Annotated in this window: 17 protein-coding genes; 4 read left to right on the top strand and 13 right to left on the bottom strand. The window is 68.5% G+C overall.

Annotated features, from left to right (window positions below; genetic code table 11):
• Positions 1 to 179 precede the first annotated feature (179 nt).
• Positions 180 to 1,289, top strand: coding sequence for a sigma-70 family RNA polymerase sigma factor (locus tag M3I56_RS01090; protein ID WP_254352123.1), 1,110 nt, complete (start codon positions 180 to 182; stop codon positions 1,287 to 1,289).
• A gap of 24 nt (positions 1,290 to 1,313) precedes the next feature.
• Here M3I56_RS01090 and M3I56_RS01085 read toward each other — a convergent pair whose 3' ends face one another.
• The 3 genes from M3I56_RS01085 to M3I56_RS01075 all read right to left on the bottom strand — a co-directional run bounded on the left by M3I56_RS01085 (position 1,314) and on the right by M3I56_RS01075 (position 5,898).
• Positions 1,314 to 2,585, bottom strand: a complete 1,272-nt coding sequence (locus tag M3I56_RS01085; RefSeq protein ID WP_254352122.1) for an EAL domain-containing protein — start codon at positions 2,583 to 2,585, stop codon at positions 1,314 to 1,316.
• Between the two features lie 292 nt (positions 2,586 to 2,877).
• The gene (mdtD, locus tag M3I56_RS01080) at positions 2,878 to 4,353 is read right to left on the bottom strand and encodes a multidrug transporter subunit MdtD (protein ID WP_302056627.1); all 1,476 of its coding nucleotides are present in this window, start codon (positions 4,351 to 4,353) and stop codon (positions 2,878 to 2,880) included.
• A gap of 96 nt (positions 4,354 to 4,449) precedes the next feature.
• Positions 4,450 to 5,898, bottom strand: a complete 1,449-nt coding sequence (locus M3I56_RS01075) for a PLP-dependent aminotransferase family protein (RefSeq protein ID WP_254352120.1) — start codon at positions 5,896 to 5,898, stop codon at positions 4,450 to 4,452.
• 225 nt (positions 5,899 to 6,123) lie between these two features.
• On the opposite strand from M3I56_RS01075, the gene M3I56_RS01070 reads away from it, so the two are divergent.
• Positions 6,124 to 6,504 (top strand): DUF2917 domain-containing protein, encoded by a 381-nt coding sequence (locus M3I56_RS01070; RefSeq protein WP_254352119.1) that lies wholly within the window; start codon positions 6,124 to 6,126, stop codon positions 6,502 to 6,504.
• 24 nt (positions 6,505 to 6,528) lie between these two features.
• On the opposite strand, the gene M3I56_RS01065 is transcribed toward M3I56_RS01070, so the two are convergent.
• Positions 6,529 to 7,779, bottom strand: a complete 1,251-nt coding sequence (locus M3I56_RS01065) for a citrate synthase family protein (protein WP_254352118.1) — start codon at positions 7,777 to 7,779, stop codon at positions 6,529 to 6,531.
• 143 nt (positions 7,780 to 7,922) lie between these two features.
• On the opposite strand from M3I56_RS01065, the gene M3I56_RS01060 reads away from it, so the two are divergent.
• Complete coding sequence (locus M3I56_RS01060; RefSeq protein ID WP_254352117.1) at positions 7,923 to 9,350, top strand: CoA transferase; 1,428 nt, start codon at positions 7,923 to 7,925, stop codon at positions 9,348 to 9,350.
• A 21-nt stretch (positions 9,351 to 9,371) separates the two neighbouring features.
• Here the strand turns inward: M3I56_RS01060 and M3I56_RS01055 are convergent, their stop codons facing one another.
• Positions 9,372 to 10,118, bottom strand: coding sequence for a GntR family transcriptional regulator (locus M3I56_RS01055; protein WP_028205291.1), 747 nt, complete (start codon positions 10,116 to 10,118; stop codon positions 9,372 to 9,374).
• 158 nt (positions 10,119 to 10,276) lie between these two features.
• Between M3I56_RS01055 and M3I56_RS01050 the strand changes: the two genes are divergently transcribed.
• Positions 10,277 to 11,122, top strand: a complete 846-nt coding sequence (locus M3I56_RS01050; RefSeq protein ID WP_254352116.1) for an aldo/keto reductase — start codon at positions 10,277 to 10,279, stop codon at positions 11,120 to 11,122.
• 238 nt (positions 11,123 to 11,360) lie between these two features.
• On the opposite strand, the gene M3I56_RS01045 is transcribed toward M3I56_RS01050, so the two are convergent.
• From M3I56_RS01045 to fusA, 8 genes are all read right to left on the bottom strand, one after another.
• Positions 11,361 to 12,173, bottom strand: a complete 813-nt coding sequence (locus tag M3I56_RS01045; protein ID WP_254352115.1) for a hypothetical protein — start codon at positions 12,171 to 12,173, stop codon at positions 11,361 to 11,363.
• A gap of 543 nt (positions 12,174 to 12,716) precedes the next feature.
• Positions 12,717 to 14,813: an ABC transporter ATP-binding protein gene (locus tag M3I56_RS01040; protein ID WP_254352114.1), complete on the bottom strand. Its 2,097-nt coding sequence runs from the start codon at positions 14,811 to 14,813 to the stop codon at positions 12,717 to 12,719.
• The gene (locus M3I56_RS01035) at positions 14,810 to 15,721 is read right to left on the bottom strand and encodes an ABC transporter permease (RefSeq protein ID WP_254352113.1); all 912 of its coding nucleotides are present in this window, start codon (positions 15,719 to 15,721) and stop codon (positions 14,810 to 14,812) included. The genes M3I56_RS01040 and M3I56_RS01035 overlap by 4 nt, the downstream gene beginning before the upstream one ends.
• Positions 15,722 to 15,726: 5 nt before the next feature.
• The gene (locus M3I56_RS01030; protein ID WP_254352111.1) at positions 15,727 to 16,749 is read right to left on the bottom strand and encodes an ABC transporter permease; all 1,023 of its coding nucleotides are present in this window, start codon (positions 16,747 to 16,749) and stop codon (positions 15,727 to 15,729) included.
• A gap of 39 nt (positions 16,750 to 16,788) precedes the next feature.
• The gene (locus M3I56_RS01025) at positions 16,789 to 18,477 is read right to left on the bottom strand and encodes an ABC transporter substrate-binding protein (RefSeq protein ID WP_254352109.1); all 1,689 of its coding nucleotides are present in this window, start codon (positions 18,475 to 18,477) and stop codon (positions 16,789 to 16,791) included.
• 243 nt (positions 18,478 to 18,720) lie between these two features.
• Positions 18,721 to 19,737, bottom strand: coding sequence for a HoxN/HupN/NixA family nickel/cobalt transporter (locus M3I56_RS01020; RefSeq protein ID WP_254352107.1), 1,017 nt, complete (start codon positions 19,735 to 19,737; stop codon positions 18,721 to 18,723).
• A gap of 42 nt (positions 19,738 to 19,779) precedes the next feature.
• On the bottom strand, positions 19,780 to 20,298 hold the full coding sequence (locus tag M3I56_RS01015) for a cupin domain-containing protein (protein ID WP_254352106.1): 519 nt from the start codon (positions 20,296 to 20,298) through the stop codon (positions 19,780 to 19,782).
• A gap of 142 nt (positions 20,299 to 20,440) precedes the next feature.
• Positions 20,441 to 22,549 (bottom strand): elongation factor G, encoded by a 2,109-nt coding sequence (gene fusA / locus M3I56_RS01010; protein ID WP_309249120.1) that lies wholly within the window; start codon positions 22,547 to 22,549, stop codon positions 20,441 to 20,443.
• Positions 22,550 to 22,734 lie beyond the last annotated feature (185 nt).

Here is a 22,734-nt window from a genome sequence, read left to right as displayed (position 1 = left end):
GTTTTTTCCGTTGACGGCGGTTGGCGTTGGCGGCGCGATTGCGCCGCTGCTGCCATGACGCCCGGCGCGGCCCGCGCGTGACGAGAATATTTTTGCGTGCGGCTGTCACGCCGGCCGTGTGCCGGACGTCATGAGGGAAACGGGCGGCAGCGAGCACGCATGGCGAAGGAGCGAAGCGAATGACGCAGGCGATCGACACAATCGAAGCAACGAGTCTGGAGGGCGCTGGGCGCAATGAGGCTGCGACCCCAGTGAGCGACGAAGCCGGGCCAGAGGCAGCGTGGACCGACGCGCGCCGCGCCGCTGCCTTCGGCGAGGCGCGCGCTCGGCTCATTGCGCTGGCCGCACGCGTGCTGGGCAGCCGCGCGGAGGCCGAGGACGTCGTGCAGGACGCGTGGTTCCGCTGGCGCGACGCCGACGCACCGGCTTTGCGTGCACCGCAGGCGTGGCTCGCCACGGTCACCGTGCGCCTCGCGATCGACCGGCTGCGGCGCTTGCGTCGTGAGCATGCGGGCGAACACGAGGCCGCGTGGCTCGACGACGCGGCGCCCTCTGCGGAAGAAGCAGGCTTGCGCGCACGGCGCTTCTCGGACGCGCTGCGGCTCCTGCTCGAGAGGCTGGGACCGCTCGAGCAGGCGGTGTTCGTGCTGCGCGAGGCCTTCGACTGCGACTACGCGCAGATCGGCGCGCTTACCGGCTGCACGAATGAGCATTGCCGGCAGATCGTGCGGCGTGCCCGCGTTCGGCTCGCCCGCGAGGCCGCGCCGCAGGCGGCGCCAGCCGACAAAGTGCAGCACGCGCGCACGGTCGAGCGTTTGCGCGACGTGCTGCACGCACAGGATCGCGTGGGATTGATGGATTTGCTCGGGGTGACGGCAAACGCGCTGGTCGCGGCGAGCGTGGCCGAAGCGGCTCACGGCCAGGCCTCGCAAGAAGCGCCCGCCGTGCACGTTCTGCGCGCCGAAGCGCTGGCGCTGGACGGCGAGCCGGGCGTGGCGCTCGTCGCGCAGGACGGCGCGCTCGCCGCCTGGCTGCATGTGCGCGACGACCGCGACGGGCTGCCCGAGCCGGTTGTTTGCGTGGCGGCGATGGAAGAGGGGAGCGCGGGGCCGGCCAACCGGCTCCAGGTGGCGAACCGGACTTTCGGCGGCGAGGCGGTGCGCAAGATGCTGGCCCGGCTCGCCTCGAGCGACGGCGCGGCGTGCGTGTCCACGCTCAGCGTCAGCGCTCGCGCGTCCACCACACACGGCTGCGCCACGCTGCTCGCGCAGCCGCTCGTCCTCGCGTGAGCCTGGCGTCGGCCTGGACGGACGCTAGCCGCGCAGGGCGGCGTCCCAGTTGATATCGGCGCACAGCACCTGCACGCCGTGCTCCGTTTGCACGGCGACCGAGGCCGTGACGCACAGATGCGCCTCGTTGATCGACAGATAGGGCGGTGTGAACTGCACGCGGCCCGGCGCCTTCATGGCGCCGATGAAGTAAGGCCGCCGTTCCCAGCTTGCGCCCTCGGAATGCAGCAGCGGCCGGAAACGCTTGGCGCGCTGCGACGTGCGGCCGTCGGGCAGCACGTTGTCGCCGATCTGGCGGCCCGACGCGTCGAGCAGGAAGCAGCGCGCCGTGTCGTCGAGGCCGAGCAGCGGCAGCGTGGCGTCGCTCATGTTCGCGCCCTCGGCAAGCCGCTTCGCCGCCGCTTCGATGGCACTCACGTAAGGCGCGAGACGCGCCGACTGCGAACGCTCGCGGGCGGCCACGCGTTCGCGCAGGCGCGCCGAAAGATCGTCCATGAGCTGCGCGGCCTTGGCCGGCGGCACCGGCTCGACGTCGGGCCGCGCGAAATATGCGCCCTGCACGAAGTCGGCGTTGCTCTCCAGCGCGATCAGCGCGTCGCGCTCGGTCGAAAGTCCGCCCACGAGTACGAGCTGACCCGACTCGTGCAGCATCGAGACGAGCCCTGGCAGCACGCGCTCGATATGCGCGTGGCGGCTCGCCTGGGCGAGCAGGCTGCGGTCGAGCGTGACGATGTCGGGCCGCACCTGCCACACGCGGTCGATGTTCGAGTGCTTCGCGCCAAAGCCATCCAGCGCGATCACGAAGCCCGCCTTGCGCAATCCGTCGATGATTTCCGCGAAGCGCGAATTCTCGCCGCCCGCCTGCTCCGACACTTCCAGCACCACGCGCTGCGGCTGCAGGCCGAGCGCCTTGAGGCCGGCGAGCAGCGCGTCGCCATAGCTCGTGTCCATGAGCGCAGCCGGATGCAGGCTCAGAAACAGCCATTCGTCATGCGAATCGAACGCGTTGAAATTACCCAGATGCAGCGATTCCGCGAGACGCCCCAGCTCGAGCAGGTCGCCGCGGCGCGCCGCCTGCGTGAACACCTCCTGCGACGGCGCCTGCTGGCCTTGCTCGTCGTGCGCGCGCAGCGACGCGTGATAGCCGATCGCGCGCCGGTGCGCGACCGAAAACACGGGCTGGAACACGCTGAAGACGGTGTAGCCGCCGTACAGCACGGTGCGGCGGGCGCCTTCTTCGCCGGCGATGGGGCGAGACTGGAAGCCGGGGGGATCGAGGTCGATCATGCTGGTCATTATCGTTTCGAGGGCGCGCGGGACGGACGTGACGGGCGGGACGCGTGAGCGTCAAGTTTACAGGATAGGACAGCAAAAAGTATGCGAGTCCCAAGTCCCGTGGCAGTCGGCCCGTGCGATGGCGCACGCGCTATTTCGGGATGGGGTGCGGGTTGGTGCGCAAACCCGGCGCGAACCTGGGCGGCGCACGGCCACGAGGCGCGCCGCACCTTTGCGGTGCGCGCGCCGGCGGCGAGGATGCAACCGCAACGACCGCTGCAGCGCCTGTGGCCCCGGCTTATCAGGTCCGCTATCAGGTCCGCTCGGACGGATCGGTCTTCTTCGCGGTGCGGCGCAGGTCCGACGCGAGCTGCGCGAAGATCCACGACGAACCCGCCGTGATGATGCCCACGCAGATGAAGGTCGCGTGGAACGCCGGAATCACGTTCTCGCCCGTTTTGTGACCCATGAAGCCCGTGAAGGTGGTGAGCAGCGCGCCCGCGACGGTCACGCCAAGGCTCATCGAGAGCATTTGCACGAGCGAAAAGAGGCTGTTGCCGCTGCTCGCGCCGCCCGTGCCGAGATCCTTGAGCGTGAGAGTGTTCATCGCCGTGAACTGCATCGAGTTCACGGCGCCGAAGATCGCCAGTTGTGCGATGCGCATCCACAGCGGCTCATTGGGCGTGGAAAGCGCGAAGCTCGCCATCATGAGCCCAACGAGCACCGTGTTCGAGACCAGCACGCTGCGGTAGCCATAGCGCATGATGAGATACGTCACGAGGCGCTTGGAGAACATGCCCGCGGCGGCCGTGGGCAGCATCATGAGGCCGGCCTCGAAGGCCGTGTAGCCGAGCGCCACCTGAAGCAGCAGCGGAATCAGATACGGCATCGCGCCGCTGCCGATGCGCGCAAACAGATTGCCGAGCAGGCCCACGCTGAAGGTGTGGATCTTGAAGAGGTCGAGCGAAAAGATCGGCTGCGGTGTGCGCACCGCGTGCAGACCGTAGGCCACGAACGCGGCGAGCGAAAGGATGAAGAGCACGAGCACCGTGGCGTGCTGGATGCCGAACTCGCTGCGCCCGTCGAGCGCGAACGAAATCGCGAGCATGCCGATGACGAGCAGCAGGTAACCCGGCAGGTCGAAGCGCGGCGTGTCGGGGTTGCGGCTGTCGGGCATGAAGATGAAGGTGGCGACGCAGCCCACCACGCCCACCGGCACGTTGATGAGAAAGATCCAGTGCCACGAGGCGATCTGCACGAGCCAGCCGCCGAGCGTCGGGCCGATGAGCGGGCCGATCAGCCCCGGAATCGCCACGAACGAGAGCGCAGGCAGATAGCGTTCGGCGGGAAACGTGCGCAGCACGGCAAGCCGGCCGACCGGCAGCAGCATCGCGCCGCCCACACCCTGCGCGATGCGCGAGACCACCAACTGGTTCAGCGTATGCGAGTTCGCGCACAGGAGCGAGCCGACCGTGAACACGAAGATCGCGCCGAGGAACACGCGCCGTGTGCCGAGCTTGTCCGCGAGCCAGCCGGATACGGGGATCATCACCGCCATCGTGAGCGAATACGCGATCACGACTGATTGCATGCGCAACGGGAGTTCGCCAAGACTCCTCGCCATCGCCGGCAACGCCGTGTTGACGATGGTCGAATCGAGGGTCTGCATGAAGAAGCCGGTGGCGACGAGCCACAGCATCACGGACAGCGAGCGGGGCGACGGGGTGGTGCTGGACGCAGCGGTGGATTCGGACATGGGCGAGGAGAGGGGCGCGCAGGCAAGCGCCATTGTAGGGAAAACGGCGTGCGCACGCAGACGGCCGGGCCCGCCGCCGCAAATGTGGCGTAGGCGGTGTGAGCGCCGGGGCGTGCGGCGCCTGCGCGGTTATCCGCCGAGACGCGCCGCGGCCGCGAAGAAGGCCTGGGCGCGCGGGTCGAGCGTGAGCGCCACGTTGATGCGGATCCACGGGCTCGGCTCGCCTTGCGGGCGGAAGTGGCTGCCCGGCGAGACCGCCACGCCGAGCGGCTCGCCGCAGGCTGCGAGGCGGGTGGAATCCTCCACGTGCGGTACGCGCGCCCAGACGAACTTGCCGCCCGTTTGCGCATAGCCGCGCGCCGCCGTGGTCGATGACGACGACGCAGCGCCGCCGAACAGCTCCCACCCATGCGCTTCGAGCGTGCGCGTGGCCGACCCTTGCGCCTCGGCGATGCGCCGGCGCAGCCGTTCGAGATATTTGCGGTACGCGCCGCGCTCGAGCAGCGTGGCGGCCACGGCCTGCGTGAAGCGCGAGCCGCTGATGGTGGTGAGCGCCTTGATGGCCGCGAGATCGCGCACGATCGCCGGGTTGGCCACCACGTAGCCCACGCGCAGTGCCGAGGAGAGCGTCTTCGAGAGGCCGCCCACGTACACGACGTGCTCGAACTGGTCGAGCGCCGCGAGGCGGTCGGTGGGATCGGCCTGGAAGTCGGCGTAGATGTCGTCCTCGACGATCGTGAAGCGGTGCTCGCGCGCGAGTTGCAGCAAGCGGAACGCGACCGGCGGCGAGATCGTCGAGCCGGTCGGGTTGTGGAACACCGTGTTGACGAAGAACGCGCGCGGATGGTGCTCGGCGAGCATCGCGTGCAAATGGTCGAGATCGGGCCCGCTCGCCGTGCGGCGGATGCCCACGAGGCGCACGCCGTGCAGTTTGAGCAGACCGTACAGGTTGTAGTAGCCGGGGTCTTCGACGAATACCGTGTCGCCGGGCTTGAGCATGTAGCGCATGAGCAGGTCGAGGCCTTCGCTCGCGCCTTCGGTAATGAGGATCTGCTGCGTCTCGGCGACGATGCCGAGCGGCGCGAGCCGGTTGCGCAGATGTTCGCGCAGCGTGGCGTCGCCGGTTGGCGTGCCGTAGTCGACGAGGCTCGCGGGGTCGCTGCGCGATACATGGCGGATCGCCTGGCCGAGCGCGTCGATGTCGCGCCATGCCTGCGGGATCGAGCCGCTGTCGAGCTGCAGCAGTTCGCCCGCGCGCTCCAGTTGGCTGAGCAGGTGGCCCGACTCGTCGGCGGCGTTCGAGAGGTCACAGGTGCCCATGCCGGAGAGTCCCGAGCGCGCGTGCTCGCTCACGTAAAAGCCCGAGCCGTGGCGTGAGTCGAGATAGCCGAGCGAGACGAGCCGGTCATAGGCTTCAATTACGGGAAAGCGGCTGATGGCGTAGTCGGCGGCGAACTGGCGGATGGATGGCAGTCGGGAGCCTGGGTGCGCCGCGCGCGAGCGGATCCACGTTTGCACGCCAGTGACGATCTGGTCGGTCAGCGGCACGTCGCTCGCGCGGTCGAGTTCGAGTTTCATCGGGGTCTCGCTGGGTATGCCGCTTCAGGCTGCGGTTCGAAGCGGCAGAGACTGTTCGGTTTTTTGGCTGCACAGTTCCAGATGAACTGTTCGGAACTGTACATGGGATCGTGCGTCACAGATCGCAATAATGCTCCTACCGGGAAGGCGCTTCAAGTCCTTATCAGTCAGCCTTCCGGTGGCCGTCCGAGGGTGATCGGCGGCCAGTCTGCAAGGAGCACGGCAATGCGCGAAATCCGAATCTTCGAACTGGAACATGGCGAGCCCGTCGAAACCTGGCGGCTCGCGCAGGCAATGCAATTGCATGTGAGCGAAGGCGAACTGTGGCTCACGATCGCGGGTGACGCCGGCGACTACTGGCTGCGCGCCGGCGAGTCGATCGGGCTCGCAGCGGGCGTGCGCGTGCACGTGAGCGCAGGCCGCGAAGGTGCTCGTTTCGTGCTGGCGCTGGGCGGCGCAAGCGCCGATGCGCCAGCGTGGACGGTGGCGCCGGTCGACGTGGAACGCGTGCGCGCGGCGGGTGCGAGCGGTGTTGCGGCGCGTATCGGCGAGGCGTTGCGCGACTGGATGCAGCGCGGGCAATGGGGTGTCCGGGCGGCGGGTTGAGCCGGGTTGACCTCGTTGCTTGTGCTACGCGATGTGCCGGGCGGCATGCGGCGTATCGCCTGCCATTTCCCCCACGTAGCGTGCGCGCGGACGGATCAGCCGGCCGTCGGCGGTTTGTTCGAGCGCATGCGCGATCCAGCCCGTCACGCGGCCCGCGGCGAATAGCGTGAACGCCGCGCCGCGCGGCAGCCCCAGCACGCGCTCGATGGCCGCGAGCGCGTAGTCGAGCGTCGGCCGCGCGCCGCTCGTCTCGGCCACGGCGTGGGCGAGCGCGTCGACTTCGTCCATCGGCGAGCGCGCCGGCGCGCGTTGTGCGAGCAGGTCCAGCAACAGGCGCGCGCGTGGGTCGCCATCGGGATAGAGCGGGTGGCCGAAGCCGGAGAGCGGCACGGCCGCGCCGAGTTCGTCGGGCGCGAGACGGTCGGCAAGATAGCGATGCAGGTCGTCGGCGCGCGCGGCTTCCTCGAAGAGCGCAGCCACGCGCGTGGTCTCGCCGCCGTGGCGCGGCCCGGCCAGCGCAGCGAGGCCGCCCGTCGCCGCGCCGAACAGATGTGTGCCGGTGGAGGTGATGCAGCGCACCGTGAACGTCGAGGCGTTCAGCTCGTGGTCCGCGCACAGCACGAGCGCGGCGCGCAGCAGGTCGGTTTGCGCGCGAGAGCGCACGCTCCACGCCTCGCCTAGCTGGCGGTGCAGCGGCTCGTTCGACGGCGCGGTGGAAACGAGCGCCGCCGCGAGCAGGCGCATGAGCATCGCACCGGTGTCGATTTGCGCGTCGCGGCCCTGCGCCCAGATGCGCGGCATTTGCGCGGCGGCGGCGGGCAACAGCACGAGCGCGCGTTCGAGCGGCGTGTGCCCGCTCCAGATCTTCAGCCATGCCGACCACTGCGCGGCCGCGATGGGCGCCTCGGGCGCCTGCAGCACGCGGCGCGGCGCGCATTGCCAGAGCAGCGCCGCGACCTCTTCGAGCGAGGCCTGACGCGCAAGCGCGATGGCGTCCTCGCCGCGATAAAAGAGCTTGCCGTCGGCGATCAGCGTGATCGACGATTCGAGCACGGGCACGCCCCAGTCGAGCACCTTCTGCGCGACCTTGCCCGCGCGCTTGCCGTCGGCCTTGCGGCGCGCGAGGCGGCGCACTTCGGCGGCGTCGTAGCGGTTGTGGCGGCCATGGGGCGAGGGCGCCGAGGCGATGAGTCCGCGGCTCACATAGGCGTAGAGCGTGGCGCGGCTGATGCCGAGTTCGGCGGCGGCTTGATCCGCGGTCATATAGCCGGACATGGTGGCTCGCCTCCTGGAACCGGAGAAATCAATCTATGTTGATCATGATAATCAAGATTGATCCGGGATTCGAGCGGCGCGACGATGCGTGACATGACTTCGGCTCGTTTTTTTTCGCTTCCCTCGCAAAAGGACTGCACGCCATGACGCCACGCGACGCGCTTGACCACCTCTGGATGCTGGCGGGCTGCGAGCCGTCCGCGCTCGACTGGCTCGACATGGCAGGCGTCGATCCGGGCCTGCCCTCGATCTTTCGCGTGGGCACCCTCGCGGCGGCGAGCATTGGCGCGGCGGGGCTCGCCGCCGCGCAACTGCACGCGCTGCGCACGGGCCGGATGCAGCGCATGGCGATCGACGTGCGCCGCGCGCTCGCCGCGTTTCGCAGCGAGCGCTATTTGAGCGTGGACGGCAAGCCGCCCACGGAGCTGCGTCATCCGGTGACGGGTCACTTCCCGACCGGCGATGGCCGCTGGGTCCAGCTCCACGCGAACTTCCCGCATCACCTCGCGGGCATTCTGCGCGTGCTCCAATGCGCGGACGACCGCGACGCCGTGGCGCGCGCGATCCTTGGCTGGCAAGGCGCGGCGCTCGACGACGCGCTCGCGCAAGCGGGCCTGTGCGCCGCGCTCGTGCGCGCGCCGCGCGAATGGGCCGCGCACGAGCAGGCGAAGGCGGTGGCGAGCCTGCCGCTCTTCGAGATCGAGCGCATCGGCGACGCGCCCGCCGAGGCGCCGCGAGCGGGCGCCGGGGCGCGTCCATTGGAAGGCGTGCGCGTGCTCGACCTCACGCGCATCATTGCGGGGCCGGTGGCGGGGCGCACGCTCGGACAGCATGGCGCGGACGTGCTGCTCATCAACGGCCCGCATCTGCCGAACATCGCGCCGCTCGTGATCGACAACGGCCGCAGCAAGCGCTCGGCCACGCTCGACCTGCGTGACGCAGCCGCGTGCGAGCAGTTGCGTGCACTCGCGCGCGATACCGACGTGTTCGTACAAGGCTACCGGCCGGGCGCGCTCGCCGCACGCGGGTTCGCGCCCGAAGCGCTCGCACAGGTGCGGCCCGGCATCGTGTGCGTGTCGATCAGCGCGTATGGGCACCGTGGGCCGTGGCGCGAGCGGCGCGGCTTCGACAGCCTCGTGCAGTCGGCGAGCGGCATCGTGTGGGCCGAGAGCGTCGCCGCAGCAAGACATGGCAACGGCTCAGCAGGCGCGCAGCCGTTCACCGCGGCCCGCCCGCTGCCGTGCCAGGCGCTCGATCACGCGACGGGCTATCTCGCCGCGTTCGGCGCGATGGTGGCGCTCGCGCGGCGCATGCGCGAAGGCGGCAGCTGGCACGTGCGCCTTTCGCTCGCGCAAACGGGCCGCTGGCTGCAAACGATGGGCACGCTCGAAGACGGCCAGCAGGCGCCCGAGGTGGGCGCCGCCGATCTCACCGATTGTCTGGAGGAAATGGCTTCGCCGTTCGGACGCCTGCGCGCCGTCGCGCCCGCCGAGCGGCTCGAACTCACGCCTGCGTTTCATGCGCGGCCGCCGATGCCGATCGGCAGCGATGCGCCGGCATGGAACGACTAGGCCCCGCCGCGCTTTCGCGAGCTACTTGCGCAGTTCCGCGACGAAATCGTAATAATCGTTGCGACAGTAGGTATCGGTGAGTTCGATGGCGCGCTGATCGGCGGTATAGCCCACACGCGTGATGAGCAGCAGCGCCTCGTTGGGCGCGATGCTCATTTGCCGCGCGATTTCGTCGCTCGCGTTCACCGCACGAAAGTGTTGCAGTGCGCGCACGATCGAAAGCCCGCGCTGTTCGAGAAAGCTATAGAGCGAGTCACCGATCGCGCTGGGGTCGGGAATCAGCGCGGCGGGGAACGTGGAGTTCTCGACGGCCATGACGATGCCGTCGGCCAGACGCAGGCGCTTCAGGCGCGTGACGGCCGCCGCCGGCGAGAGTCCGAGCTGGATCACTTCGTCGCGGCTCGCGGGCTGGATTTCGCGCGAGAGCCAGCGCGAGCTTGGCGTGAAGCCGCGCTGGCGCAGCATCTCGCTGAAGCTCGTGAGGCGCGAGAGCGGGTCTTCGATGCGCGGCGTGATGAAGCTACCCGCGCCTTGCGTGCGGCGAATCAGGCCCTGCTCGACGAGCAGCGCGATCGCCTTGCGCGCCGTGATGCGCGAAACGCCGAGCGACTCCGCGAGGACGCGCTCCGAAGGCAGGGCTTCGCCCGCGTTCCAGCGATTGTCGTGAATGGCAAGGCTCAGCTTGCGCGCGAGCTGCAAATAGAGCGGCGTGTCGTTGTCCGGGTCCGGGCGCAGGTCGCGCCAGCGGTCTTCCGTGGGTGCGTTCATGGGAGGCAGGCATGAAAGGCGAACGGCAATTTTATGTCATCGGTGTCCAATCGCGGAAATGAACGGCTTGCGAGAGTGCGTATGACCGCATTGCGCGCGAGGCGATACACTGGCCGTTCTTTGCCAGTCGGCGCCGTTGCAGCGCGCAAAGGGAGATCATGACGACCGATATCGCAAGCGTCGCATTGCCGGACGGCGAACGCATTCCGAAGCTCGGGCAGGGCACATGGGAAATGGGCGAGCGCAGCGCGCATCGCGCGGCGGAAATTGCCGCGCTGCGCGAAGGCGTGGCGCTCGGCATGACGCTCATCGACACCGCCGAGATGTACGGCGACGGCGCGACCGAGCGCCTCGTCGGCGAGGCCTTGCAGGGCTTGCGCGACGAGGTGTTTCTCGTGAGCAAGGTGTATCCGCACAACGCGAGCCGCAGCGGCGTCGCGCGCGCGTGCGAGGCGAGCCTGAAACGCCTCGGCACCGACCGGCTCGATCTCTATCTGCTGCATTGGCGCGGCGGGGTGCCGCTCGAAGAGACAGTCGAGGGGTTCGACGCGCTCGTGCGCGCGGGCAAGATCCGTCACTGGGGCGTGAGCAACTTCGATGCCGACGATATGGAGGAACTGGTCGCCACGCCCGGCGGCGACGGGTGCGCGATCAACCAGATTCTCTACAACATCGCGCGGCGCGGCGCGGAATTCGACCTGCTGCCATGGAGCGCCGCGCGTCGCATGCCGCTGATGGCGTATAGCCCCGTCGATCACGCGCGCTTGCCGAGGCGCTCGCCGCTCGACGACATCGCTCACGCACACGGGGTCTCTGTCTATCGCGTGGCGATGGCGTGGGTGCTGGGTCAAAGCGGGGTCTGCGCGATTCCGAAGGCCGCTCGCGTGGAGCACGTGCGCGACAACCGCGCGGCGCTCGATCTCGTGCTCGGCGCTGAAGAGCACGCGGCGCTCGACGCGTATTTCAGGCCGCCGCGTGCCAAGCGTCCGCTGGAGATGCTGTAGGGCGCGAGTGGGGTACGCGCCCGACGCACGCGGTCATGGTCTGCGTCGGCGTATTGCGAGCAGACAGGCGGTGTGGCCGCCTGGGAGCGCCACGCGCATCGCGTATCCGGCGACCGGCCCACGGCGGCGGTGCCCGGCCGGGGGACCGGGACGCCGCCGCCGACGCCAGGACTGGCGCGCCTGGCCGTCGCGCCAGATCGGAGTGGCTGCAGCGGTCTGCCTGCACCGCCGTACAGGTTCAATGACCGCTGCCATGGCCGCCACCGTGTCCGCCGCCGTACCCGCCGCCCGGGCCGCCCGACGGTCCACCTTTGCCGAATCCACCACCGAATCCGCCAAAACCCCCGCCAAAGCCGCCGCCGAATCCGCCTGCGGGGCCGCCCGAAGGGCCGCTTGCCGATCCGCCGTGACTGCCGCAGCCACAGCCGCCTGAACTGCCGCCGCCGTTGTTGCCGCCGCCGTTGTTGCCGCTGCTGTTGCCGCCGCCGCTGTTGCTGCCGCCGTTGTTGCCACCGCCGCTGCCTTTCCCACTGCCGCCTTTCCCGCCGCCGGAGTTGCTGGAACCGCCTCCCGAACCGCTCGGTCCCGTCCCTCCTACGCCAGAACTGCCGCTGCGGCCAAGCCCTCCCGTGCTGGCCGTCGCGGCGCCGGTACCGCCGCTGCTGCTGCCGTTGCTGCCGCTCGATGAACCCGAGCCGCCATGGCCGCCGCCGTTGCCCCGGAAACACGCGCTACCCGTACGGCTAATGCAATCGTTCGGTGCGAACACCGTAGAAACGTCGCTCGCCAGCGTAGCCGAATCGGACTCCGAATCAGTTTTCGACGGGACGCCGGCGGTAGGCGAATTCGCAGCAACCGGCGCGCTAAAAGCCCCGAAGCCTTCGGCTCCGCTCGCCGGCAAAGGTGCATCGGCGAGCAGGATCACCGGATTAATGACATCGCCTGCGGCGTGCGCAGAGATCGCGGGAAACCAAACGCCCGCGCCCACCGCGCACATGCCTGCTCCCCGTCTTATCCAATAGCAGTACTGATGAATGTTAGTCTCTTTCATCTTGTTCTCCCCGCGAGGCGGCAGCGTGATGCGCTGTCGTCTCCCAAGCCCCCGTGCAGGCTGCACGCCTTGTGCGCGTGCGCCGACTCCATCAGGCTCGCAACCCCGCTTCACGCCGGCGTATTGGGTTCGATCCGGCTGGAGCGGTACTCGCCAAACACAAGGCACCCGGTCAGGCCGCGCGCAGGATGACTGGTTTGCGCAGGACTACTTGTGGATTGCCGCAACCCATGGCGTGGGACGGCAGATTACAAGCGCGTCGAGCGACCGGTCATCCGTGTGCCCGGTGCGACGCCCCGCGCGTGTCGGGGCGGATTGCACTGGATAGCAGCGGCCGGATGCCTGGTGCCGATGTAGCCAGTTTTGTGCCATCGGCTGGGGAGGGGCGTGCGGGGTGGACTTGACAATTGATATGTCGCCCGCGTGGCAGAAAAAACGTGGAAAACGTTACGGCGATGAAACGCGCGCCCTGAATGGCGCGATTCGCGTTGCGAAAGCGGACATCGCAACGAAGCCGGGGGCGATATGAGCGCCATCGCACCGTCAGGTCGCCGCTTGGGTGTCTGTGGTGGCGCTCTGTTGTGCGCGCAATTCGTCTACCGGAATGTGGCAGAGAATGCGATGGCCGCCGCCCGCGTCGGTAAGCGGTGGGGGCGCTTCGTCGCAAATGGCGCCGAGCTTGCGCGGGCAGTGCGCGCTGAAAATGCAGCCGCGCCCCGCGGCCGTCGCACCGTTGGCCGTTGCCGCGCCGAGCGCACGCGCGGCCAGCAGCGTTTCTGTATACGGATGCCAGGGGCCGTCGAACACCGCGCCGGCCGGTCCACTCTCCACGACGCGGCCCGCGTAGAGCACGACGATGCGATCGGCGAGATAGCGCACGACGTCGAGGTCGTGCGAAATGAACAGGTAGCTCACGCCGCGTTCGCGCTGCAGGCGTGCGAGCAGGTTGAGAATCGCGGCCTGCACGGAGACGTCGAGTGCCGAGGTGGGCTCGTCGCAGATCACGATGCGCGGCTCGCCCGCGAACGCCTGGGCGATCGCCACGCGCTGCTTGAGGCCGCCCGAAAGTTGCCGCGCGCGCGCCGCGAGATAGCGCGCCGGCACGCGCACGGCTTCGAGCAGTCCCGCGATGCGCGATTCGTCTGAGGCTTGGTGAGTCGTCGACGCGTCGTCGCGCGCCCGGGAAAGCGCGCGCTCGATCAGGCGTTTCACGGGCAGCGCGCGATTGAGCGAGGCGTCCGGATGCTGGAACACGACGCGCAGCGCCGCGCGCTCGCCGGCACGGCGCCGCGCGACGTGGGCATGCAGGCGCTTGCCGTCGAGCTCGACGGCGCCGCCCGCATCGGGCGCGTGCAGGCCGAGCAGCATGCGCGCGAGTGTCGTCTTGCCGCTGCCCGATTCGCCCACAAGGCCGAGCGTCTCGCCCGCATGCAGCTCGATCGAAACGCCGTCGAGTGCGCGCACGGCTTGCGTGCCGTGTCCGAAGGTGCGCGAGACGTCGAGCGCGCGCAATACGACGCGCGGTTCGGCTTCGCCATTCGAAGGGCCATCGCTCGAGGTCTGCGAGCCGTCGCCGCCTCCGATCAGATTCCCGAACGGCAATTCCATCGCGCGTTCGTGATAGTGGCAGCGCGACATCTGCTCGCCGTGCGGCGACGTCATGCGATGCGGCGGGGGTGCTTCCACGCGGCAACGTGCGTCGGCTAAGCGACAGCGCGGTGCGTAGATGCAGCCGGGCGCACTGACGCCAGGCGCCGGCAACTCGCCCGGTATCGTGTCGAGCGCGCCCGCATGCTTGTTGCGGCCCTGCGCCGGCAGGCAGCGCAGCAGGCCGACCGTGTACGGATGGCGCGCCCGCTCGAACACGTCGCGCGTGGCGCCTTCCTCCACGAGCCGTCCCGCGTAGAGCACGCCCACGCGCTCGCACATGCGCGCGATCACCGCGAGGTCGTGGCTGATGAGCAGCACCGCCATGCCCAGCTCCGCACGCAGCTTCGCGATGAGGTCGAGCACCTCGGCCTCGACGGTGGCGTCGAGGCCCGTGGTCGGCTCGTCGAGAATCAGGAGCGCGGGGTTCGACGCGAGCGCCATCGCGATCACGACGCGCTGCTGCATGCCGCCCGAGAGCTGATGCGGATAGCTCGCCAGCACGCGGCCCGGATCGGCAATGCGCACGCGTTCGAGCATCGCGTGCGAGCGCGAGCGGGCCACGCTCGCGTCGGCGCCCGCGGCTTCGAACGCTTCGTTCAGCTGGCGGGCAATCGTGAGCGTCGGGTTGAGCGCGCTGGCGGGATCCTGATAGACCATCGAAACGGCGTTGGCGCGCAGCGTGCGCAGGCCGTCGGCGTCAAGCGCGAGCACATCGTCGCCCGCAATCGCGATGCGCCCGGCCTTCGCGCGCCCGTTGCGCGGGAGATAGCGCAGTGCGGCGAGCGCGACCGTTGACTTGCCGCAGCCCGATTCGCCTACGAGACCATACGCTTCGCCACGCCGGATGCGCAGCGAGACGTCGGTGAGCACGTCGCGGTCGCGCCCGCGCACGCGGTAAGCGACAGTGAGGCCGACGAGCGCGAGCGCGTCGTCGTCGCGCGGCGCGCTGAAGGTGGCGAGAGCGGGGCGTGAAGAAACGGGGCGGTTCACGATTGGAGCACCTCGCGCAGGCTGTCGGCGATCAGGTTTACGGCCACCACGAGCGAGGCGATGGCGAGCGCGTCGAATGCCACGGTCCACCATGCGCCGCCCGCGAGCAGCGTGTACGACTCGGCGAGCGCGAGCCCCCAGTCGGCGGACGGTGGCTGGATGCCGAAGCCGAGGAACGAGAGCGTCGCCACCGCGAAGATCGCATAGCCGAGGCGCACCGTCGCCTCGACGACGATGGGCGGCCAGACGTTCGGCAAGATTTCGGTGAACATCACGGCGAATGCATTCGCGCCGCGCAAGCGAGCCGCCGCCACGTAGTCGAGATGGCGTTCGGCGAGCACCGCCGCGCGCACCGTGCGCGCGACGAGCGGCGCAAACGTAATGCCGATCACGAGCACCACGGCGAGATTGGAGGCACCCACGGCCGCGAGCACGAGCAGCGCGACGATCACGAGCGGCAGCGCGAGCACGGCGTCGAGCGTGCGCGCGACGAGCGTACCTAATGCGCCTTCGAAATAACCCGTGACGAGCCCGAGCGCCGCGCCCGCGAGCGTGCCGACGAGCGTGGCGAGCGGCGCGATCGTGAGAATGTCGCGCGCACCCACGATCACGCGCGAGCAGATGTCGCGGCCGAGCTGATCGGTGCCGCACCAGTGCGTATGGTCCGGCGGCAGGAGCGAGCTGAGCGGATCGGACGCATAGGCGTCGTGCGGCGCGAACCACTGGCCCGCGAGTGCGCAGACGATCCACCATACGAGGATCAGCGCACCCGCGACGAAAGAGGGCGAGCGCAGCAGCAGATGCAGCGTGTCGCGCAAACGCGTGTCGGCAAGCGCCTCTTCGCCAGGTTCGCCCGGTGGATGCGCATCAGGCGGTTCGCCGCCCGGGGAAATAGCTTCGGATGCCATATCGTTCATGCGCCTCCCGGCGCGCGCAGGCGCGGGTCGAGCAACGCGTGCAGGGCGTCGGCGGCCAGATTGGCAAGTGTGTAGACCGCGCCCACCGCGAGCACGCCCGCTTCGAGCAACGGGAAGTCCTTGGCCTTCGCGGCGTTGAAGATGAGAGAGCCTACGCCCGGATAGCGGAACAGCGATTCGACCACGACGAGCCCGCCGATCAGATAGCCGAGCTGCGTGGCTGCCACCGTCACGCTGGGCAGCAGCGCATTGCGCAGCACGTGCCGCACGATCACGACGTGGCTCGGCAGCCCCTTGAGAATCGCGGTGCGCGTGTAGTCGGCGTCAAGCGCCGTGATGGTGCCCGCGCGCGCAATGCGCGCGAGATAGCCGAAGAACACGAGCACGAGCGGCAGCACGGGCAGCACGAGATGCCGCAATTGTTCGAGCACGCCCGCGCCGCTGGGCGCGGTGGCCTCGATGGGCAGCCAGCGCAGCCACACGCCGAAGATGAGAATCAGCACGATCGACGAGACGAACTCCGGCACGGCGCTCGCGCACAGGCCGCCCGTGCTGATCGCGCGGTCGATCAGGCGGCCTTCGTGGAGCGCCGCCCATACGCCGCCCGCAATGCCGAGCGGCACCACCACCACGAACGCGAGCAGGCCGAGCCTGGCCGACTGCAGGAGCGCGTCGCCCACGAACGGCGCGACGGGCTGCTTGTAGCTCCACGACATGCCGAAGTCGCCGCGCAGCGCATGGGTGATCCACGAAACGTACTGGTCGAGCACCGGCCGGTCCGCGCCCAGCGCGTGATTGAGCGCGGCTACGGCGCGCGCGTCGGCGAGCGGACCCAGCACGGCGCGGCCGATGTCGCCGGGCAGCAGCTGGCCACCCGCGAACACGAGCACCGAAAGCAGCCAGAGCGTGAAAACCGCCCAGGCGGCGCGCCGGCCGAGAAAGCGCGCGACGCCCGCGCGCGGGGCGAATGCGCGCGCGGTGCCGGCCGGATTCGGTATGGGCGGGAGCGGAGTAGCCATCGGACCTCCGTTTCGGGTGCGCCAGTCTCGCGTGCCGGTTCAGGCGGCGAGCGTCGCGCGGTCGAAATAGAGCTGGGCGAGCGCCGTGAAGCGCACGCCCGAAAGCACGGCGCGCTGTGCGATCAACTGGTCGTAGAAGTACGGGATGATCACGGGCGTCTCGTCGAGCAGCAGCGTCTGGATCTGCCTCGCCACCTGCTTCTGGGCCGCCACGTCGAGCGTCGCCGCGAACTGCGCGACCAGCTTGTCGTACTGCGCGTTGCGAAAGTGCGCAGCATTCCACGTGCCGCCCGAGGTGAGCGGCGCGTTGAGAAACACGTTCGGCACGCCGCGGTGCCCATAGTCGGTCATGCCGAGCGGCGAGTCGAGCCAGTCCGATTTGCCGAACGTGCCCGCGCCGTAGTACTGCGACTGGCTTTCCACCTTGAGCGCGATGCGAATGCCGACCGCCTTCGCCGCGTTCTGCACGACCACGGCAAGGTCCGGTATCTCCATGTACTTCTCGGTGGTGAGCGTCACGTCGAAGCCGTTGGCGACGCCCGCCTGCGCGAGCAACTGGCGTGCCTTCGCGACATCGATCTTGCGCTGGGGCACGTCGGTCGCCGTGGAAGGGAAGATGGGCGCGAACGGACTGTCGTTGCCCACCACGGCGCGGCCCTTGAACAGCCCGCGCACGAGCACGTCGCGATCGAGCGCAAGCGCGAGCGCCTGGCGTACGCGCTTGTCCTTGAACGTGGGCGAGTCGTTGCGCATGTGGATCTGGCGGTGCGCGCTAGAGCGCACGCCGATCACCTTGAAGTCGGGATTGTTCAGGATGCCGATGCCGCCCTGCACGGTGAAGGTGCCCATCACGTCGGCCTGGTGGCCTTGCAGCGCGAGCAACTGCGCCTGCTCGTCGGCGTAGAAGGCGAACTCCACGCGGGCGGGCAGCGCCTTGTCGCCCCAGTAGTCGGGATTGCGCACGAAGCTCACGCCTCGGCGTGCTTCGAATTTGTCGAGCTTGAACGGCCCGGTGCCGATAAAGCTCTTTTCGTAATTGCCCGCATAGTTGGCGGGCAGCATCACGGCGTTGTAGTTGTCCGAAGAAACGTAGTAGGCGAAGTTGCCGTTGGGCGCGTCGAGGTGGAACTCGACCGTGTGATCGTCGATGGCCTTCGTGCCGCCTTTGGAGAGCACGCCCTTGAGCACCGAGAGCGCCGCCGAGCCGGTTGCGGGGTCGGCGAGGCGATCGAAGGTCGCCACCACGTCCTTCGCGCCGAACGGCTGGCCGTCGTGGAATTTCACGTTGGGGCGCAGTTTGAACGTCCAGACGTCCGCTTTGGCGTTGGCTTGCCACGAGAGCGCGAGGGCGGGTTGCAGATGGCCTTGCGCGTCGTCGTTGGCGAGGAATTCGCCGGTCTGGTTCAAGAGACACAGCGCGCCCGCATCGGTCACGGTGAGCGGATCGACGGCGCCCGCGGGCATCAGGTGCGCCACGCGGATCGTCTGGTCGCCGGGCTTCCCCGCGCCCTGGGCGTGCGCGCCGCGCGGCACGATGAGTCCCGCAAACCCAGGCAGGGCCGTGAGGCCGACCGCGCTGGCATAGCGCAGCAGCTCGCGGCGCGTGAGGCGGCCGGCAGCGAATTCGTCGAGTGCGTGGTTGCCGTGATCGCCAGCCTGAGGGCGCAGCGCTTCGAGGCGGGACGGGTTGGACGCGTCATGCGGACGGCGGGACTGCGGTCGTTTCATCGGTGCGGGTTTCCGTGCGTTTTCCGTTCAGGGGACGCGCGAGGCCCGGGGGCTTGCGCGACGGCGGCATGCGGTACGGCAGACGACGAATGGGTGCAGCAAAGTGAAACGATTGACGGAGCTATCGAATACTACGGGAGCGCGATAGCTGGGCCTAGTTTACGCGCTTTCGGCAAACGAGGCGAAGGGTAGGGTTTCGCGGGGTTGCGCGCGCGTGGCGCGCCGTGCAGTCGTGAGAGTGCTTTAGCGGGCCGCGGCGGGCCGGCGCCAGCGATGGAACAGCACCGAGCCGATCCAGCAGGCGATGAATGCCGCGACGATGCCGTAGCCCAACTCGCCGAAGCGCTCGTTCAGGCCGGCGATGAGGGTCCACACGCCGCCGCTCGCGCCGAGCTTGTCGCCGAGAAGCCCGAGCGCTTCCACGCCGCCGATCAAGATCGCCACGAGCGCCGAGACGAACGTGATGCTCGCGTTGTAGTAGAGCTTGCGTCTGGGATCGTCCATCGCCCAGCCATAGGCATGGACCATCAACACGTTGTCGGTGGAATCGACGAGCGTCATGCCCGCCGTGAAGAGCGCGGGGAACACGAGAATCGAATACATCGGCAGGCCCTTGCCCGCTTCGGCGGCCGCGATGGCGAGCAGGCCGATTTCGGTGGCCGTGTCGAAGCCGAGGCCGAACAGCACGCCTACGGGGTACAGGTGCCAGCTTTTCGTGACGAGCGCAAAGAGCGGCCTCAGCGCGCGCGAGAAGAGGCCGGCGGGCGCGGGCGTGTCGGCGGCGAGCGCTGCGTCGTCGCCTTGCTGCGCGCGGCGGTAACGCATCCATACGTCGCGCAGGATCACGAGGTTCACGCCCGCGAGCACGAGCAGGAACGTCGACGAAACGAGCGTGCCGACGGTCGAGCCGATCTCGTGGAACTGCTCGAAGCGGCCATGCAGCGAGAGCGCCGCGAGCGCGATGCCGAGCGTGGCGACGATCACGACCGTCGAATGGCCGAGCGAGAACGCGAGGCCCACGCCGAGCGGGCGCTGGCCCTGCTGCATGAGCTTGCGCGTGACGGCGTCGATGGCGGCGATATGGTCGGCGTCCACCGCGTGGCGCAGGCCGAAGCCGTAGGCGAGCGCCGCCGTGCCGAGCAGCAGCGGATAGTGGCGAAACGCGATCAGCGCCCACGCCCACGCGCCGAGATTGGCGGCGATGAGCGCGGCATAGAGCGCGATCAGGCGGGCGCGGAGCGAGGCGGCGGGCGTCGTCATTGCGTCATTGCATCGTGGCAGGCGGTATGGGCTGCCGGGCGCTCAATGGTCGTGCGGATGACGGTGGATGGGATCGACCCAGTACACGGTTTCCGGCGCTTCGACGGCGTCGATGTTCAGGTTCACCACGACGGCCTCGTTGTCGCTGCGCACGAGCACGCATTCGAGCGGATCGTCGGTGCTCGCGTTGATCTCCTGGTGCGGTACGTAGGGCGGCACGAAGATGAAGTCGCCCGGGCCTGCCTCGGCCGTGAACTCCAGATGCTCGCCCCAGCGCATGCGCGCGTGACCGCGCACGACGTAGATCACGCTTTCCAGCGCGCCGTGATGATGTGCGCCGGTCTTTGCGTTCGGATGGATCGTCACCGTGCCCGCCCAGATCTTCTGCGCGCCGACGCGCGCCGCGTTGATCGCGGCCGCACGGTTCATGCCGGGCGTTTGCGCCGTGTTCGTGTCGAGCTGATCGCCGCGTATCACCTTGACGCCGTTCTCGCGCCAGTCGATGGGGGCGTCGTCGCGGGGGTGTTCATGAGGATGCTCATGGTCGTGTTCGTGACTCATCGTCGTGTCTCCTTGACTGTGGGCGTCGCAGCGTTATCGCCGCATTGTGGCATGGTCAAAATTGCGCCGCGCGCATGCAAAAAAGCCCGTCCGCAAGGGGACGGGCTTTCGTGTGCACGGCAACGCCTGCACGTCGCCTGACTTACGCCTTCTTCGCGTTGATGACCGCTTCGGCCACGTTCTGCGGCGTTTCTGCGTAGTGCTTGAACTCCATCGTGTAGGTGGCGCGGCCTTGCGTGAGCGAGCGCAGCGACGTGGAGTAGCCGAACATCTCCGAGAGCGGCACTTCGGCGCGCACGATCTTGCCGCCGCCGCCCGCGATGTCCTCCATGCCCTGTACGATGCCACGACGGCTCGACAGATCGCCCATCACGTTGCCCATGAAGTCCTCGGGCGTCTCCACTTCCACGGCCATCATCGGCTCGAGCAGGATCGGCTTGGCTTTGCGCATCGCTTCCTTGAAGGCCATCGAACCGGCCATGCGGAAGGCGTTTTCGTTCGAGTCCACGTCGTGGTACGAGCCGAATGTGAGCGTGACCTTCGTGTCGACCACCGGGTAGCCCGCGAGCACGCCTGCCTTGAGCGTTTCCTGAATGCCCTTGTCGACAGCCGGGATAAACTCGCGCGGGATCACACCGCCCTTGATGGCGTCGACGAATTCGTAGCCCTTGCCCGGCGTCTGCGGTTCGAGCGTGATGACGGCATGGCCATACTGGCCGCGCCCGCCCGACTGTTTGACGAACTTGCCTTCGATGTCCTCGACCTTGTTCTTCACGGTCTCGCGATACGCGACCTGCGGCTTGCCGACGGTCGCCTCCACGCCGAACTCGCGCTTCATGCGGTCGACGAGAATTTCGAGGTGCAGCTCGCCCATGCCCGAGATGATGGTCTGGCCGGACTCTTCATCGGTCTGCACGCGGAACGACGGGTCTTCCTGCGCGAGGCGATTGAGCGCGATGCCCATCTTCTCCTGGTCGGCCTTAGTCTTCGGCTCGACGGCCTGCGAGATCACGGGCTCGGGGAAGATCATTCTTTCGAGCACGATGGCATGCGCCGGATCGCAGAGCGTGTCGCCCGTCGTCGCTTCCTTCAGGCCCACCGCGGCTGCGATGTCGCCCGCGCGCACTTCCTTGATTTCCTTGCGCTCGTTCGCGTGCATCTGCAGGATACGGCCCAGGCGCTCCTTCTTGTCCTTGGTCGCGTTGAGCACCGTGTCGCCCGAATTCACCACGCCCGAATAGACGCGGAAGAAGATCAACTGGCCGACGAACGGGTCGGTCATGATCTTGAAGGCGAGCGCGGAGAACGGCTCGTCGTCGCTCGGGTGGCGCTCGATTTCCTTGTCGTGGAGGTCGTGGCCGAGAATCGCGGGCACGTCCACCGGCGAGGGCAGATAGTCGATCACGGCGTCGAGCATGGCCTGCACGCCCTTGTTCTTGAACGCGCTGCCGCAGAGCATCGGCACGATCTCGTTGGCGATCGTGCGCTTGCGCAGGCCGCCCTTGATTTCGTCTTCGGTCAGGCTTTCGTGATCGTGAAGATACTTCTCGAGCAGCGTTTCGTCGGCCTCGGCGGCGGCTTCGACCATCTTCCCGCGCCACTCGTGCGCGAGTTCGACGAGATTCGCCGGAATCTCCTCGTACTCGAACTTCACGCCCTGGCTCTCGTCGTCCCAGACGATCGCCTTCATCTTCACGAGATCGACCACGCCCTGGAAGTGATCTTCCGCGCCCACCGGAATCTGGATAGGCACGGCCACGCCCTTCAGACGCTCGCCGATCTGCCGCTGCACGCGGAAGAAGTCCGCGCCCACGCGGTCCATCTTGTTGACGAACGCGATGCGCGGCACCTTGTACTTGTTCGCCTGGCGCCACACGGTTTCCGACTGCGGCTGCACGCCGCCCACGGAGTCGTACACCATGCACGCGCCGTCGAGCACGCGCATGGAGCGCTCGACTTCGATCGTGAAGTCCACGTGCCCCGGGGTGTCGATGATGTTGATGCGGTGTTCGGGGTAATTGCCGGCCATGCCCTTCCAGAACGCAGTGGTCGCGGCCGAGGTGATCGTGATGCCGCGTTCCTGTTCCTGCTCCATCCAGTCCATGGTCGCCGCGCCGTCGTGAACCTCGCCGAGCTTGTGATTCACGCCGGTATAGAAAAGGATGCGCTCGGTCGTCGTGGTTTTGCCGGCGTCGATGTGAGCGCTGATCCCGATGTTGCGATAGCGCTCGATGGGGGTCTTGCGAGGCACGGTGATCTCCTTGGAATGACGCGCCATGGAAGCTGCCGGGCGGCACGCGGCGCGGCCAGCGCGCAGCCCGATGCGCCGCAGGCGCGCGCCTTGGTGGCACGCGCCATGCGGGGGTTTATAGGATAGCGCTTGCGCGCCGGTTTTGCAGGGCGTATGCCGCGGCGCGGGAAGCGGCGACGGCGCCG

The sequence above is a fragment of the Paraburkholderia sp. CNPSo 3281 genome, from assembly GCF_024206515.1.
Classification (GTDB): Bacteria; Pseudomonadota; Gammaproteobacteria; order Burkholderiales; family Burkholderiaceae; genus Paraburkholderia; species Paraburkholderia nodosa.
Note: the sequence above shows the minus strand (reverse complement) of the source record. Positions and strands in the feature narration are given on the sequence as shown.